The sequence below is a fragment of the Microbacterium ginsengisoli genome (assembly GCF_000956535.1).
Classification (GTDB): Bacteria; Actinomycetota; Actinomycetes; order Actinomycetales; family Microbacteriaceae; genus Microbacterium; species Microbacterium ginsengisoli.
In genome coordinates this window covers 1-15,525 of sequence record NZ_JYIY01000065.1, presented here as the reverse complement: position 1 = coordinate 15,525, position 15,525 = coordinate 1, and the positions used below count along the sequence as shown (strand labels likewise).

15 protein-coding genes are annotated in these 15,525 nt (G+C 69.6%); 10 read left to right on the top strand and 5 right to left on the bottom strand.

All coding sequences use genetic code 11. From position 1 onward, the window contains the following. The 3 genes from RR49_RS04335 to RR49_RS04325 form a co-directional block, all read right to left on the bottom strand. Positions 1-597 (bottom strand): ComEA family DNA-binding protein, encoded by a 597-nt coding sequence (locus tag RR49_RS04335; protein WP_045246845.1) that lies wholly within the window; start codon positions 595-597, stop codon positions 1-3. A gap of 89 nt (positions 598-686) precedes the next feature. Next, the gene (leuS, locus tag RR49_RS04330; protein ID WP_425411853.1) at positions 687-3,281 is read right to left on the bottom strand and encodes a leucine--tRNA ligase; all 2,595 of its coding nucleotides are present in this window, start codon (positions 3,279-3,281) and stop codon (positions 687-689) included. Positions 3,282-3,323: 42 nt separating this feature from the next. Continuing rightward, a complete protein-coding gene (locus tag RR49_RS04325) occupies positions 3,324-4,592 on the bottom strand; it encodes an anthranilate synthase component I family protein (protein WP_048809260.1) in 1,269 nt (422 codons plus the stop codon). 41 nt (positions 4,593-4,633) lie between these two features. On the opposite strand from RR49_RS04325, the gene RR49_RS04320 reads away from it, so the two are divergent. Genes RR49_RS04320 through RR49_RS04305 form a run of 4 tightly spaced genes read left to right on the top strand, consistent with a single transcriptional unit; the run spans position 4,634 to position 8,004 of the window. Next, the gene (locus tag RR49_RS04320; protein ID WP_045246843.1) at positions 4,634-5,311 is read left to right on the top strand and encodes a DedA family protein; all 678 of its coding nucleotides are present in this window, start codon (positions 4,634-4,636) and stop codon (positions 5,309-5,311) included. A gap of 4 nt (positions 5,312-5,315) precedes the next feature. Further along, complete coding sequence (locus RR49_RS04315; protein ID WP_045246842.1) at positions 5,316-6,359, top strand: App1 family protein phosphatidate phosphatase; 1,044 nt, start codon at positions 5,316-5,318, stop codon at positions 6,357-6,359. 29 nt (positions 6,360-6,388) lie between these two features. Then, positions 6,389-7,102, top strand: coding sequence for an SOS response-associated peptidase (locus tag RR49_RS04310; RefSeq protein ID WP_045246841.1), 714 nt, complete (start codon positions 6,389-6,391; stop codon positions 7,100-7,102). 14 nt (positions 7,103-7,116) lie between these two features. After that, positions 7,117-8,004, top strand: a complete 888-nt coding sequence (locus RR49_RS04305; protein WP_045246840.1) for a hypothetical protein — start codon at positions 7,117-7,119, stop codon at positions 8,002-8,004. Here the strand turns inward: RR49_RS04305 and RR49_RS04300 are convergent. Further along, positions 7,974-8,855 (bottom strand): ribokinase, encoded by an 882-nt coding sequence (locus RR49_RS04300; protein WP_045246839.1) that lies wholly within the window; start codon positions 8,853-8,855, stop codon positions 7,974-7,976. The genes RR49_RS04305 and RR49_RS04300 overlap by 31 nt on opposite strands. Positions 8,856-8,895: 40 nt before the next feature. On the opposite strand from RR49_RS04300, the gene RR49_RS04295 reads away from it, so the two are divergent. After that, positions 8,896-9,864 carry a nucleoside hydrolase gene (locus tag RR49_RS04295; RefSeq protein WP_045246838.1) on the top strand — a complete coding sequence of 323 codons (969 nt, stop codon included), beginning with the start codon at positions 8,896-8,898 and terminating at the stop codon, positions 9,862-9,864. Here RR49_RS04295 and RR49_RS04290 read toward each other — a convergent pair. After that, the gene (locus tag RR49_RS04290; protein WP_048809259.1) at positions 9,833-10,420 is read right to left on the bottom strand and encodes a TetR family transcriptional regulator; all 588 of its coding nucleotides are present in this window, start codon (positions 10,418-10,420) and stop codon (positions 9,833-9,835) included. The two genes, RR49_RS04295 and RR49_RS04290, sit on opposite strands and share 32 nt — an antisense overlap. 48 nt (positions 10,421-10,468) lie before the next feature. Here RR49_RS04290 and RR49_RS04285 point away from each other — a divergent pair, with 48 nt between their 5' ends. The 5 genes from RR49_RS04285 (at position 10,469) to RR49_RS04265 (ending at position 15,367) form a co-directional block, all read left to right on the top strand. After that, on the top strand, positions 10,469-11,521 hold the full coding sequence (locus RR49_RS04285; protein WP_045246836.1) for an SDR family NAD(P)-dependent oxidoreductase: 1,053 nt from the start codon (positions 10,469-10,471) through the stop codon (positions 11,519-11,521). Positions 11,522-11,677: 156 nt separating this feature from the next. After that, the gene (locus RR49_RS04280; protein ID WP_045246835.1) at positions 11,678-11,953 is read left to right on the top strand and encodes a hypothetical protein; all 276 of its coding nucleotides are present in this window, start codon (positions 11,678-11,680) and stop codon (positions 11,951-11,953) included. Between the two features lie 150 nt (positions 11,954-12,103). Next, on the top strand, positions 12,104-13,306 hold the full coding sequence (gene acmB / locus RR49_RS04275) for a methyl acetate hydrolase AcmB (protein WP_048809258.1): 1,203 nt from the start codon (positions 12,104-12,106) through the stop codon (positions 13,304-13,306). A 38-nt stretch (positions 13,307-13,344) separates the two neighbouring features. Continuing rightward, positions 13,345-14,289 carry an alpha/beta hydrolase gene (locus RR49_RS04270; RefSeq protein WP_084603799.1) on the top strand — a complete coding sequence of 315 codons (945 nt, stop codon included), beginning with the start codon at positions 13,345-13,347 and terminating at the stop codon, positions 14,287-14,289. Positions 14,290-14,332: 43 nt separating this feature from the next. Next, positions 14,333-15,367: a helix-turn-helix domain-containing protein gene (locus tag RR49_RS04265; protein WP_045246834.1), complete on the top strand. Its 1,035-nt coding sequence runs from the start codon at positions 14,333-14,335 to the stop codon at positions 15,365-15,367. Positions 15,368-15,525: the final 158 nt, after the last annotated feature.

The window sequence follows — 15,525 nt, the reverse complement described above, 5'->3', positions numbered from 1 at the left end:
TCACACCGTGACCTTGTCGCGCAGCTCGTCGAGCGTCTTCTCGCCGATCCCCGACACGCTCAGCAGGTCATCGACGCTGCCGAATCGGCCGTGCTCCTCGCGCCAGGCGAGGATGCGCGCGGCGGTGGCCGGCCCGACACCTGGAAGGGTGTCGAGCGCCGCGGCATCCGCCGTGTTCAGGTTCACGAGTCCGTCGCCGGCCGCCGGCGCTGTGCCGCCCTGCGGAGATGTGCCGGCGACCGGCACGACGAGTTGCTCGCCGTCGGAAACGGTGCGCGCGAGGTTCACGGCCGCCCGGTCGGCATCGGCGGTGAACCCGCCCGCCGCGGCGATCGCGTCGGCGAGGCGCGCGCCGCTCTCGAGCCGGTACATCCCGGGCGTCGCCACGGCCCCCGCGACATGCACGTAGACCTGTCCGAACGGCGCGGCAGAGGGCGAGGTGGATGCCGCGGCATCCATCACCTCTGTCGACCCGCCGGATCGCACCATGCCGATGACGACGGTCACCCCGAGGGCGATGAGCACGACGACCACGGCCGCCCCGACGCCCACCCGCACACCCGGGCGCACAGTGGGGAGGTCATCGGAGCCGCGCACACCCCGACGCTAGGCGCGCCGGTCTCGCGGCCCGGGCGCCACCGCGATGCCGGGTGGACGACCGGTGCCCCGGCGTCGCTGTGGAGGGCTCAGCGCGTGCTGAGGCTGACGACCTTCGGGGCGCGCACGATCGCGCGCACGATCTGCTTGTCGCCGAGGGCGCGCACGACCCGCTCGTCGGCACGGGCGAGCTTCTCGAGCTCCTCCGCGCCGATGCGCGCCGGCACCTCGAGGGTGGCCCGCACCTTGCCGTCGATCTGCACGACAGCCGTCACGGCGTCCTCGATGAGCAGCGTCGGGTCGGCCTGGCGCCATCCCGCGAGCCCCACGAAGGGCTCGTAGCCGAGCTGCTCCCACATCTCCTCCGCGGTGTGCGGGGCGAACAGGTCGAGCACGAGCGCCACAGCCTCGATCGCCTCGCGCACGGCGGCGTCGCCCGCTCCGGCTCCCCCGTCGATCGTCTTGCGGATCGCGTTGACGAGCTCCATGAGGCGCGCGACCACGACGTTGAACTTGGTCTGCTCGACGAGGGTCGGCACATCGGACCACAGCTTGTGGGTGACGCGGCGGAGCGCGGCATCCCCGTCGGCCCAGACCACCTCGGGGTCGCTCGTGACCTCACCGGCGATGCGCAACGCCCGCGCGAGGAACTTCGCCGCCCCGACCGTCGAGACGTCCTTCCAGTCCTTGTCGTCCTCCACCGGGCCGGCGAAGGCGAGGGCCACGCGCAGCGCGTCGGCGCCGTGCGCGTCGAGCTCGTCCTGGAAGAGCACGAGGTTGCCCTTGCTCTTGGACATCTTCGACCCGTCGAGGATGACCATGCCCTGGTTGATCAGGCTCGAGAACGGCTCGGTGAAGTCGACGAGACCCATGTCATAGAGCGCCTTCGTGACGAAGCGCGCGTAGAGCAGGTGCAGGATGGCGTGCTCGACTCCGCCGATGTAGAAGTCGACCGGCGCCCAGGCGCGCGCCGCGGCCGGGTCGAACGCCTGCGTGGCGTCGCCGGGCGAGAGGAAGCGCAGGAAGTACCACGAGCTGTCGACGAACGTGTCCATCGTGTCCGGGTCGCGCAGCGCCCGCTCCCCCGTCTCGGGGTCGACGCTCTCGACCCACGACGTCGCGGCGCCGAGGGGCGACGAGCCCTTCGGCTTCAGGTCGAGGCCTTCCGAGGCGGGCAGCGTCACCGGCAGCTGGTCGCCGGGCACCGGCACGATGCGCCCGTCGTCGGTGTGCAGCATCGGGATGGGCGTGCCCCAGTAGCGCTGCCGGGAGATCAGCCAGTCGCGCAGGCGATACGTGCGGGACGCGCGGCCGGTGCCGGCCGCCTCGAGCAGCTCGATCGCGCGCGTGATGGCGTTGCGCTTGCTGAGCCCGTCGAGGGGTCCCGAGTTGACCATGCGGCCCTCGCCCGTGAGCGCGATGCCCGTGGTGGCGGGGTCGAGATCGGCAAGGGATGCCTCGTCGGCGCCGAGGTCGAGCGGCGTGCCCGCGGCACCCGTCTCGATCACCGGGATCGCCCCGGTGACGGGCGCCGTCGTGTCGACCACGACGCGCACGGGGAGGTCGAACGCGCGCGCGAAGTCGAGGTCGCGCTGGTCGTGCGCGGGAACGGCCATGACCGCGCCGTGGCCGTAGTCGGCCAGCACGTAGTCGGCCGCCCAGATCGGCAGACGCTCGCCGTTGATCGGGTTGATCGCAAAGCGGTCGAGGAACACGCCGGTCTTCGGCCGATCGGTGTTCTGACGGTCGACCTCGCTCGTCATGCGGACGCTCGCCAGGTAGTCCTGGAAGCGCAGCCGCACCTCGGCCGAGGAGCCGGCCGCCAGCTCCGCCGCGAGGTCGGAGTCGGGGGCGATCACCATGAAGGTCGCGCCGTGCAGCGTGTCGGGGCGGGTCGAGAAGACCGTCACCTTGTCGGCGCGGCCTTCGATCTCGAAGTCGATGTCGGCGCCGACCGAGCGTCCGATCCAGTTGCGCTGCATCTGGATGACCTTCTGCGGCCAGAAGCCCTCGAGCTGGTTCAGGTCGTCGAGAAGGCGGTCGGCGTAGTCGGTGATGCGGAAGAACCACTGCGTGAGCTTCTTCTTCTCCACCAGCGCGCCGCTGCGCTCGCTCGTGCCGTCCGCCAGCACCTGCTCGTTGGCGAGCACCGTCTGATCGACCGGGTCCCAGTTGACCAGCGCATCCTTGCGGTACGCCAGGCCCTTCTCGTAGAGGCGCTGGAACAGCCACTGGTTCCACTGGTAGTAGTCGGGGTCGCTCGTGTGCAGCACACGCGACCAGTCGAACGAGACGCCGTAGGCCTTGAGGCTCGTGCGCTGCTGCGCGATGTTGTCGTACGTCCACGTCACGGGGTTCGCGCCGCGCTTGATGGCTGCGTTCTCGGCCGGCAGTCCGAAGGAGTCCCACCCGATCGGGTGCAGCACGTTGTACCCGCGGTGCCGCCAGTAGCGGGCGACGATGTCGCTGTAGAGGTAGTTTTCGGCGTGGCCCATGTGCAGATCGCCCGACGGGTACGGGAACATCGCGAGCACGTACTTGCGGGGGCGGGTATCGGCGGCGTCGCCGGCGCGGAACGGGTCCGCGGTCGCCCAGCGTTCCTGCCACTTCGCCTGGATGGCGTGCACGTCGTCCGACGGAGACGGTGCGGCTGAGGTGGTGGGGGCGTTCGTCGACACAGAGATACCTATCCGATGGATGCTGCGGGGCGCGCCGAAGCGCAACCTTCAGGCTACCGGACCGCGCTCGGCCCAGTCCGGTGGCAGCGTCGCGCCGATCGCGGCGAGCGGCGCGCGCGCCTTGAGCGCGACCTCGGCGACCTCGTCCGCGGCGGTCGAGCCCCAGGTGATGCCCCCGCCGGCGCCGACCGTCACCCGGTCGCGCTCGATGAGGAGGCTTCGGATGGTCATGCCGAGGGTCGCCGTGCCGGATGCCGCCACCCACCCTGCGCACCCGGCGTAGGCGCCCCGCGGCTCGACCTCCAGCCGCCCGAGGATCTCGATCGCCGCGAGCTTCGGCGCCCCGCTCATCGAGCCTGCCGGCAGCGTGGCCCGCAGCACCTCGTCGAGCGTGGTGCCGGGGTGGAGTCGCCCCGCGACGGTCGAGACGAGCTGGTGCACGGTGGGTGTGGACTCGAGGTGCAGCAGGCTCTCGACGGTGACGGTCGCGGGGTCGCAGATGACGGCGAGGTCGTTGCGCATGAGGTCAACGATCATCACGTTCTCGGCCCGCTCCTTCGGGCTCTCGCGCAGCTCGGCGACGAGAGCGGCATCCGTCTCGTCATCGTCGGCGCGGCGCCGCGTGCCCTTGATGGGACTGGTGCGCACGACTCCTCCCCCGATCTCCAGGAACGTCTCGGGGCTGCCGCCGGCGAGGGCCACACCTCCGACGCGCACGAACAGCCCGCGTCGCGCGCCCGTGAGCCGGCGCAGGCGCAGGTACGCGTCGACCGGGTCGACGGCGGCATCGACGTTCATCGAGGTCGTCAGGCAGAGCTGATACGCGTCGCCGCGGCGGATGTGCTCCCGGCATCGCTCGACGAGCGTGGCGTAGAGGTCGGGGCTGTCGCGCGAGTGTGCCGGCCCGAGCGGCGGGGCGACGGGAGGGTGGGCTTTCGCGAGGGGCACCCGCAGGCGATCGGCGGCCGGTCCCGAGAGCGATACGTAGCCGGTGCGGCGGTCGATGCGCGCGACCGCCTCAACGCGCAGCCACCCGTCGGGCAGGCCGCCGGCGGGCACGTCGGCCCCCGCTCGCCGTGCAGCGTCGTCGTACCCCCACCAGCCGACCCAGTCGGGGGATGCCTCGCCGGCGGAGCGCCCGCCGACCACGACCTGTCGGGGTTCCTCCGGCGAGACCGGCGAGCCGATCCCGACCCAGTCGACGCCGTCCGGTCCGGTGCCGGCGTCGATCCAGAACAGGTGCGGCTCGTGTCGCAGCGCAGCGAACAGGCGCGCGGCCGTCGGAGCCGCGGCATCCGGTTGCGACACGACGCCCATCCACTCAGGTTAGATGCGGCATCCGCCCCTACGCTCGCATCGTGGATCAGGTTCTGACGTGGCTGCTCGACGCCGTGCAGTCGGTGGATCCGCTCGTGCGCGTGCTCATCGTGGGCTTCGCGATGATGTGCGAGACCAGCATCCTCATCGGCCTCATCGTTCCCGGCGACACCGTCGTGATCGTCGCCGCGACCGCCGTCACCACCCCGCTGCAGGGCGTCGCGATCGCGACCGCCGCCGTCGTGGGGGCGCTCATCGGCGAGTCGATCGGGTATGCGCTCGGCAAGTTCCTGGGGCCGAAGATCCGGATGTCGCGCCTCGGCCGTCGCATCGGCGAGCACAACTGGCTGCGGGCGGAGAACTATCTGCAGCGCCGCGGCGGCATCGCCATCTTCCTGTCGCGGTTCTTGCCAGTGCTGCACTCGCTCGTGCCGCTCACCGTCGGCATGTCGGGGTATTCGTATCGGCGCTTCCTGGCATGGACGACGCCGGCGTGCGTCATCTGGGCGGCGCTCTACGTGACAGTCTCCGCCCTCGCGTCGGGCACGTACCGCGATCTCTCGGGCGAGATCCATTTCGCTGGCTACGTGTTCGTCGGCATCATCGTCGTGTTCGTCGTGCTCGTGTATGTCGTCAAGAAGGTCATCGAACGGGCCGAGCGCAAGCACCTCGCGACCGACGGGGAGCCCACGGGCGCGGCATCCGACGTGACAGACTGAACGGGTGCCCTCCCGCTCGACCGATTCCCCCCGGCCCGCGAAGGTGCTCTGGCTCGCCCGACTGGAGCGTCGATTCCACGCCTGGCGTGAGCGCCGCGCCCGCCGCCGCGGCCTGACGCCTGTCGTCGCCGCGTTCCCGGGCTACGGGGGCGCGGACTGGGTACGTGTGCTCGGCCGCGTCATGATCGTGCCGCCGGCATCTCGTGCGTCGCGGGCGTCGTACACCGGCGTGCGCGGGTGGCGCAGCTTCGCTGCGGTGCCCATCGCCCATGCCCGGGTCGAGGTCCTCATCGACGGGGCGGCGCATGAGGTGACCGCCGACGCAGGCGGCGTGGTCGACGTCGTGGTTCCGGCCCGGCTCGAACCCGGGTGGCAGGAGTTCTCCGTCTCGGTCGAAGGCGGCGAGCCGATCACGATGCGCACCTTCATCGTCGGGGCGGAGGTCACCTTCGGCGTGGTCTCGGACGTCGACGACACGGTGATGGTCACCGCGCTCCCCCGTCCGCTGCTCGCCGCATGGAACTCGTTCGTCGTGAACGAGCACGCCCGCCAACCCGTGCCGGGCATGGCGGTGCTGCTCGAACGACTTGCGACCCAGCACCCCGGCGCTCCGGTCATCTACCTCTCGACGGGCGCGTGGAACGTCGCCCCCACTCTTCGCCGGTTCCTGCGGCGTCATCTGTTCCCCGCAGGCGCCATGCTGCTCACCGACTGGGGACCCACCCACGACCGGCTGTTCCGCAGCGGTCGACTCCACAAGCAGGAGAACCTCGAACGGCTCGCCCGCGAGTTCCCACACGTGCGCTGGCTGCTCGTCGGCGACGACGGACAGCACGATGACGCGCTCTACACGGCGTTCACGATCGCACATCCCGACAACGTCGCCGGTGTCGCCATCCGACGCCTCACACCGGCGGAAGCCGTGCTCGCGGGCGGTCGGACCGCGGTTGACGACCACTCCGCGGCATCCGTGCCGTGGGTCACCGGAGACGACGGCGCAGCGCTCATGAAGAAGCTCGCCGGCGTCGGACTCGTGTCGGGACGCTGACGTCGTACCCCGGGCCTAGGCTCAGGGCCATGTGCGGAAGATTCGTGGTCGCGAACGTCGGATCCGAGCTCGTCGGCGTGCTGCGGGTCGACACGATCGCGGACGATCTGCCCCAGCCCTCGTACAACGTCGCACCGACGATGAGGGCGGCGATCGTGCTCGACTCGGCGAAGACCGATCCCCCGACCCGCCGCGTCGAAGCCGCGCGGTGGGGTCTCGTTCCCGCCTGGGCCAAGGACCCGTCCATCGGCACGCGCGCCTTCAACGCTCGCAGCGAAGAGGTCGAGGACAAGCCGATGTTCCGAGCGGCGCTGGTGAAGCGTCGGGCCATCGTGCCGGCGACGGGGTATTTCGAGTGGCAGCAGACGCCCGATGGCAAGGTGCCCCACTACATCCATCCCGCCGATGACGCCCCTCTGTTCTTCGCGGGACTCTACGAGTGGTGGAAGGACCCGTCGAAGGCCGACGACGATCCCTCGCTGTGGCTGCTGAGCTTCACGATCCTCACCCGGTCGGCGGTCGGCCGGCTCGGCTCCGTCCACGAGCGGATGCCCCTGTTCGTCGATGCGGACTTCGCCGACGCCTGGCTGGACACCGACCTCGACAACGTCGGAGACGTGCTCGACGCCGCCATCGATGCGGCGCCCGACGTGGCCGAGTCGCTTGCCGACTGGCCGGTTGCGTCGCAGGTCGGCAACGTGCGCAACGACTCGCCCGCGAACATCCTGCCGGTCGGTCCCTGACGTATCCTCGTGCGGTGACCCTTCAGACGGATGCCGCGCCACTGGCCCCGCCCGTCTGGCATGCGCTCGAGTCGGCTCATGCCGCCCGTGCCGACGCTCTGACGTCCGCGCATCGCGCGCGCAAGGCGCGCGGCGAGAAGCATCCCGTCGAGGACTTCCTCTTCACCTACTACGGCTACAAGCCTGCGGTGCTGCGCCGCTGGCACCCCGGCATCGGCGTCGCACTCGCGGATCCCGACGGCGTTCGCGCGCAGTGGCGTCACTACCGCACGGACGACGGGGTCAGCGCTGTGCACGCCGTTGCTCTCGCCGAGTCCCACGGTGACCTGATCGCACGAGTCGGTGATCTGCTCACGGCCGTGCACTCCCGTCGCGGCATGTACGGTTGCTTCGGCCTCCACGAATGGGCGATGGTCTACCGAGCGCCCGAGACGCGTCATGAGGTACCGCTGCGGCTGGGGTCCGCCGGCACCGACGCCGTGGTGGAGGCATCCGTTCTGCAGTGCTCGCACGTCGACGCGGTGCGCTTCTTCACACCCGCGGCACTGCCCCGTAACGCTCACCGGCCGACGCGGGAGATGCAGCGCGATTTCGACCAGCCGGGGTGCCTGCACGTCAACATGGACCTCTACAAGTGGGCGATCAAGCTCGGTCCGCTCGTGCCGGGTGAGGTGCTGCTAGATGCGTTCGAGCTCGCCCGCGACATCCGCGAACTCGACATGCGCGCCTCGCCGTACGACCTCGGCGACTGGGGGTACGAGCCCGTGCGCATCGAGACGCCCGACGGCAAGGCGGCGTATGTGAGCGCCCAGCGCGCCTTCACCGCACGGGCGGACGAGATTCGCGGCGCGCTCCTGGCGGTGCACGCGGACTACACCGCGGCGCTCACCCGCTCGGCGTAGGACTCCAGGCGTGCGAACTCGGGGCGAGCTCCGCGCACGCGCACGGCGTCCGCGCCGACAGCGCACGCGAGCGTCAGCGCCACGTGCGCGTCGAGTCCGCCCGCGAGCGCGATCGTCACCGCGGCGCAGAAGGCGTCTCCCGCGCCGACGGTGTCGACGGGTGTGACGCGCTCGGCGGGCACGCGCGCGATCTCGGTTCCGCGCTCCAGCAATGACGCACCGCCGGCGCCGTGCGTCACGACGACGCGCTGTGCGGTGGCCAGAGCGGGCAGTGCCGCGTACTCGCTGTCGTTGACGATCACCAGGTCCGCACGCGCGATCGCGGCTCCGCTGAGTGCGCGCGCGGGAGCAGCGTTGATCGCGAGGTAGCCGGTTGCCTCGGATGCGAGCCGGTCGATCACGGCGAGAGGGATTTCCAGCTGGGTGAGAATCACGGATGCCGCCACCACCGCCTCGTCCGTCACGGTCAGCGTCTCGTTCGCCCCGGCGCACACGACGATCTGGTTCTCACCCGCAGCGTCGACGGCGATCAGCGCCGTGCCGGTCGGCTCGACACTCGTGCCGACGGCGGACACATCCACCCCGGCCTGTCGCAGCGCCTCGCGCATCTCGCGCCCGTCGGCGTCGTCGCCCACCGCACCGATCATCACGGTGGCGGCTCCGAGGCGCGCGGCCGCCGCGGCCTGATTGGCTCCCTTTCCGCCCGGCGATCGACGCAGGCGCCCGCCTCCGACCGTCTCCCCCGCCGCAGGCAGACGTTCCACATCGGCGACGATGTCGATGTTGATGCTGCCGATCACCAGCAACCGCGTCTGGTGTGTGATCCGGGCGACATCTGCGGCGTCTAGCATCGCTCCAGGCTACGCGTGCGCGTGGTCCGAACGGAGAACCATGTCGTCTGCACGTCCCCGCCCGGTCTACTTCGACTGCGATACGGGCGTCGACGACAGCGTGGCGCTCGCGTTGCTGCTGGCATCGCCGGAGATCGCGCTGGTCGGCATCGGCACGGTCAGCGGCAACGTCGATTCGACGCAGGCGGCCCGCAACACGCTCGACCTGCTCGCTCTGGCGGCGCGCGACGACGTGCCGGTCGCCGTAGGCGCCCACGACCATCTCTCCCACGCGCACGATGGCGGCGTCCCTCACATCCACGGGCACAACGGTGTCGGAGACGTCGTGCTGCCGACGTCCCCGATCGAGCCCGACCCGCGCACGGCCGTGCAGCTCCTCCTCGACCTTTCTCACGCGCACTCCGGTGAGCTCGTCGTCGTCACGGTGGGTCCCCTCACCAATCTCGCGCTGGCGCTGCGTGCGGATCCGACGTTGCCCGAACGCGTCGCCTCCGTCGTCACGATGGGGGGCGCGGCGCTCGTTCCGGGAAACATCACCGCCGTCGCGGAGGCGAACATCTACAACGATGCCGAGGCCGCGGCCGAGGTGGCCGAGGCATCCTGGCCGCTCACCCTGGTTCCGCTCGACGTGACTCTCGAGCACCGTCTCGATGAGGACGATCGGGCGGCGCTGTTGGCCTCGGGGCTGCCTCTCGCACGGGCGATCGGCGACATCCTCGACCTGTACTTCGACTTCTACGTCGGCCTCTACGGCACGCGCAGCTGCGCGCTGCACGACCCCCTCGCGGCGGCGATCGCCATCGGTCTCGTGACGCCCACCGTGGCACCCGCCGTTCCTCTGGTGGTCGATGCCGGCCATGGTCCCGGGCGCGGTCAGACGATCGCCGACCTGCGGGCGCCGCGTACGGGCTACATCGACCACCCGGGCGTGACGACGCGCATCGTGCTCGACACCGACCGTGCACTGGCGCCGGTGCTCATCGAGCGTCTGACGACGCCGCGGGCCTGAACGCCCGCGCGAAGATGGCCCGACCGCGGGTCGCGAGGGCCGCGCGTTCGTCCTCGTCGGAGCGGGCCAGCACCGTCGCGATCATCCCGACGGCCAGCAGCACGTCGTCGACGTCGACATGCGATGCGAGTGCGCCCGTCTCGCGCTCCGTGAGCACCAGGCGTCCGACGATCGCGGCGAACCGCGCGCCGAGGCGCTCGACGTCGGGATCGTGCCGGTCTGCCTCGACGAGGTCGATCATCGCGGTCGAGACGACGGCCTGAGCGCAGACCACGTCGAACAAGGCGGTGAGTCCGGTGCCGGATGCCGCGACGAACTGCTCCACCTCATCGAGGTTCTCGTCGAACACGGCAGCCGCGAGCGCCGTGCGGGTCGGGAAGTGCCGATAGAGGCTGCCTTGGCCGACCCCTGCCCGGCGGGCCACCGCCGACAGCGGCGCGGAGAGTCCCTGCTCCCCGAAGACCTCGCGCGCGGCAGCCAGAAGTGCCGCTCGATTCGCCGGGCCGGCCGCGCGTCCCCGATTGGGGCGAGCAGCATCTTTCGCGGAGGACGACATGGGCATAACCTAATACCGGACACAGTTGTCCGGTAGAAAGGGGACCCCATGTCCGGCTCGACGCTCACCGCAAACTCCTCCATTGCCGACTGGCTCGCCGACCCGGCGGGCAACGCGATCCTCACCGAGATGCTCGCTCAGAACGGGCAGACTCCCGACGTGTTCAAGCCCGTCCGTCGGCTCGCCATCAAGCGCCTGGTGCCGCTCAGCCGCGGAATGTTCACGCAGGAGATGCTGGATGACCTCGTGCGGCGCGCAGCATCGGGAGAAGTGCCCGCGGGCGCACCCGCACCGATCGACACCGACGCGCCGCCCGCGGCATCCGTCCCCGCTGTCGAACCATGGACCGAACGGATCGACGCAGGCCGCTTCGCCGGCAAGACGGTGATCGTCACCGGTGCAGGCTCGGGCATCGGACGCGCCACCGCCTCGCGCATCGCGCGCGAGGGCGGCCACGTGATCGCCGTCGACGTGAGCGCCCCGCGTCTCGAGGAGTTCGCCGGCGAACATGCGGATGCCGCAGTCACGACCATCGTCGCCGACATCACCGACGATGCGGGCGTCGACGCGATCATCGCCGCCGCGGGCAACACGGTCGACGGCCTCGCCAACATCGCCGGCATCATGGACGACATGACGCCCGTGGGCGAGCTCACCGACGCGGTGTGGAACCGTGTCATGGCGATCAACGTCACGGGCACGATGAAGCTCATGCGTGCCGTGATCCCCGGCATGGTCGCGCGCGGATCGGGAGCGATCGTGAACACCGCCTCCGAGGCCGCGCTCCGCGGCTCGGCCGCAGGCGCCGCCTACACCGCCTCGAAGCATGCAGTGGTGGGGCTCACGAAGTCGAGCGCGTTCATGTACGGGCCGAGCGGCCTGCGTGTCAACGCCGTCGCACCGGGCGCCACGATCACGAACATCGAGGCCTCGTTCGCCTCGCCTCTGGGCGCCGAACGTGTGCAGTCCGCGATGGTGCTCATCCCGGGCGCCGTGGAGGCCGAGGCGCTCGCGGCATCCATCACCTTCCTGCTGAGCGACGACGGTGTGAACGTCAACGGCGTCGTTCTCGCGAGCGACGGCGGATGGTCGGCCGCCTGATCCACGGAACGAAGAAGGGCTCCCGATGGTCGGGAGCCCTTCGCGTGTGGTGGACCTACTGCATGTTTACTCGATACAACCAGGCGGCGCTCCCCCGGTACATAGCCTGGTCGGGAAGGCGCGGGCTTCGAGCGCAGGAGCGCCAGCGCGCCAGCGGTGAAGCGCGCCCGGCAGCTTCGGCCGGACGAGATCGAGGCGCTCATTGCGCACTACCGCGACACTGGCAGCGTCACCACCGCGGCGAAAGCTGTCGGCATCACACGCCAGACCGCGGGCAAGTACCTCACGGACGCAGGCTTCTTCACCATCCGGCGGATGAGCGACGACGACATCGCTCGCGCGCGGGGAGCGCGCGAGGCAGGTCAGTCAATCAACAGCATCGCATGCGTCACAGGCTTCAGCCCGCACACCGTGGCAAGAGCACTCCGGTAGTGGGCCGCACTGCGGCGCCCCGCCAACTGTCGGTAGCTGGACGGGAATCGGCGACGCGTTGTCGGTACCGGGAGTCGCGACGCCCGTGCGAATCTACAGTTTCCACCTCAACGACGAGGTCGAGGTGGAAACATCTACGAAGGGAATCTCATGAGCGAGAGCCTTGCTGCCGCCGTCGACGCCGTCGTGCAGAATGCTTCACAGGGACCGGTCTCCGGCGAGGGGAGGGTTCCGGGAGTCGTCGCCGGCGTCACCGATCGCAACTCAGACATCTACCTCGGTGCATCCGGTGTTCGTGATCTCTCGACCGACATCGCGATGACCACCGACACGGTCTTCAACATCTGGTCGACGACGAAGGCCATCACCGGAACCGCGTGCCTGCAGCTCGTCGAGTCGGGCGACCTCGACCTGGACGCCCCCGCGAAGGAGTACGCCCCGGCCATCGGCGAGCTGCAGGTCATCGAGGGCTTCGACGCCGCGGGCCAGCCGATCCTGCGGGCACCGGCCAGTGACATCACTACCCACCACCTGCTGACCCACACCGCGGGCTTCGGTTACGACTTCTTCAACGAGACGTACAACCGGCTCGCCGAGGAGCACGGCCAGCCCAGCGTCGCGACCGCCACCCGAGCGGCACTCCGAACGCCGCTGCTGTTCGATCCGGGAACCAAGTGGGAGTACGGCAGCAACATCGACTGGGCAGGGCAGGTCGTCGAGGGGATCACCGGCAAGCGACTCGGAGAGGTCTTCCAGGAGCGGATCTTCGCCCCGCTCGGGATGAACGACTCCGCGTTCTCCCCCACGGGGGACATGCGGGCGCGACAAGTCCGGCACCACCAACGCGAAGCAGACGGGACCCTGACGCCGAGCGACTTCGCCGCTCCCGTCACCCCGGAGGTCGACTTCGGTGGACACGGCCTGTTCTCAACGGTGCCCGACTATCTGAGGTTCATCCGCATGTGGCTCAACGAGGGCCGCAGCGCATCGGGCGAGCAGGTACTGTCTCCGGCATCGGTCGATCTCGGATTCACCAACCAGCTGCCGGCCAACCTGCAAGTGACGATGCTTCCCGGCGTCATCGGATGGCTCTCCAACGACGCCGAGTTCTTCCCCGGCCTCAAGAAAACCTGGTCCTACACGTTCCAGTACACCGAGGACCCATGGCCGACGGGCCGACCGTCCGGCGCCATCGGATGGGCGGGTCTGGCCAATCTCTTCTACTGGATCGACCGCGACAACGGCTTCGGCGGCTACTGGGCAACGCAGATCCTCCCGTTCGCAGACGGTCCTTCGTTCACCGACTTCGTCGAGTTCGAGACCGCGGCATATAACGCGTTCGTCGAAGTCTGACCCGTCGCGGGCACGATCGGCTGGTACGAATGAATGTCATGTCCGATCCACGCCGCGTGTTCGATCCCGAGCTCAGAGCTGCTCTGGCGGTGGTCGGCGGGGTCTTCCCGCCGACCATCACGCCGGAGCTGATCCCGTTCATGCGTCAGTCGTACGCCTCAGCGCCCCGAGCAGACCTGCTCTCAGGGCGGGAGATCGAGATCGTCGATCTCCTCATCCCCGGCCCGGATGGCGGTATAGACGCCTCGATAATCTCGCCGACGCACGCATCAGGGCCCTGCGGCGCAGTGTATCTGCTCCATTCAGGCGGCATGATGTTCGGCGACCGGTTCAGCGGCATCGACGATGCACTCGATTGGGTTGAGGATCTGGGTGTCCGAGTGCTCACCATCGAGTACCGTCTGGCGCCCGAGCACCCGCATCCCGCGCCGTTCAACGACTGCTACGCGGGACTCGTCTGGATGGCCGACCACGCCGACGACCTCGGGATCCGGCCGGACCGGATCGTCGTGGGAGGAGCAAGCGCCGGAGGCGGGCTCGCCGCGGCCGTCACGCTCGCCGCTCGCGACCGAAACGGCCCGAGGATCCGCGGGCAGCTGCTCGACTACCCGATGCTCGATGACAGGCCGACACCGTCGACAGCGATCTTCGACGGGATCGGGGTGTGGGATCGCGTCAGCAACGAGACGGGCTGGGCCGCCCTGCTCAGGAGCATCCGTCCCGTCCCGACCTACGCCGCGCCTGCCCGATCGGACGATCTGGGCGGGCTCCCCCCGGCATTCATCGACGTCGGCGCAGCGGAGATCTTTCGCGACGAGGCGGTCGACTACGCGCGCGGAATCTGGGCAGCGGGCGGCGAGGCAGAGCTGCACGTCTGGCCCGGCGCCTTTCACGCGTGCGACATCTTCGCTCCGCACGCCGGCATCTCACGACGCATGATCGCCGCTCGACGCGCGTGGCTCCGTCGGATGTTGGTGGACTGACCCAACCGGGCGATAATCGACTCACGGACGAAGGAGTCTCATCGTGCAGGAGTTGCTTGGCCGCCTGACAGCTCTCGATCCTGCCGCGTCGCAGAGCCTGCGGGTCATCGCCTGCTTCGACGAACTCATCGCCGGAGACGTCGGCGTCCACGGACTGCTGTCCGCCGCCGCAGCACTGGCCGGTCGGCCGGTCTGCCTGGCACGGGGAACGGCGGTGACGCGCGTCGATTCCCATGGTGGGTCTATGGATCCGGTCGGAGCTCCCATCCACGCGCATCCCGTCATGGACGATGTCGAGGTCTGGATCGAGAACCCTGCCGACGAGACGGCTGAACTGGATGCCATCATCCTCGAGCGACTCGCGCTCGCACTCCTGATCCGGCTCGACACAAAGCGCACGTCGGCGGTGCCGCCACGCGACATGACCCTGTTGCTCGAGCGAGGATCCTCCGCCACCGACCGACGGGATGCTGCGGCCCGGCTCGGTCTCGCGACGAACGCCCGGTACCGGATCGTCGTCGCCCCACTGTTCGCGACCTGGACGCGAAACCCACGCGGACCGGAGGATGTCGTCGCGACGCCGTTCGGCCCCGTCCACGCCGCCGTCGTGGACATCGACGCCGCACCTGCGGCATCGCCTGTCGGTATCGGATCGATTGCCCAGGTCGAAGAGATGGATCGATCGTTCCGCACGGCGATGATCGCGCTCCGTCTCCACGACGGCTCGAGCAATGAGAATAGTCGAGCCGACGATCTCGGAGGACTTGCTGAGATGCTCGCCGACCTCCCTGACGACCGCCACGATGACGGAGACCAGATGGCGGTCGAGATCATCGCGTCGCACCGCTGGGGCGCGATCACGATCGATGCGCTGGTTCGGTCGGGGTCCGTGCGGGAGGCAGCCCGTATCGCCCACGTGCACCACAGCACCATGACGGATCGAGTGGAGATCATCACCGACACGCTCGGATTCGATCCGATGAGCGGCATCGGCCGCACACGACTGAATCTCGCCTTCCTGCGGTGGCGCCTGCGGACATCACGCGTACTGGAACTCGTCCCAACCAGGAACGCGTGAAGCGGCGGAATGCGCTCGCAATAGAGCAGAGCTAGGCCGTGTTGATCAAGTCTGATTTGATCCAGATGAGCGTCGCGGCGAGGCTGACGGCGGCTCGGTAGCTGCGGAGGAGCTTGTCGGAGCGCATCGCGATGCCGCGCCACTGCTTGAGCCGGTTG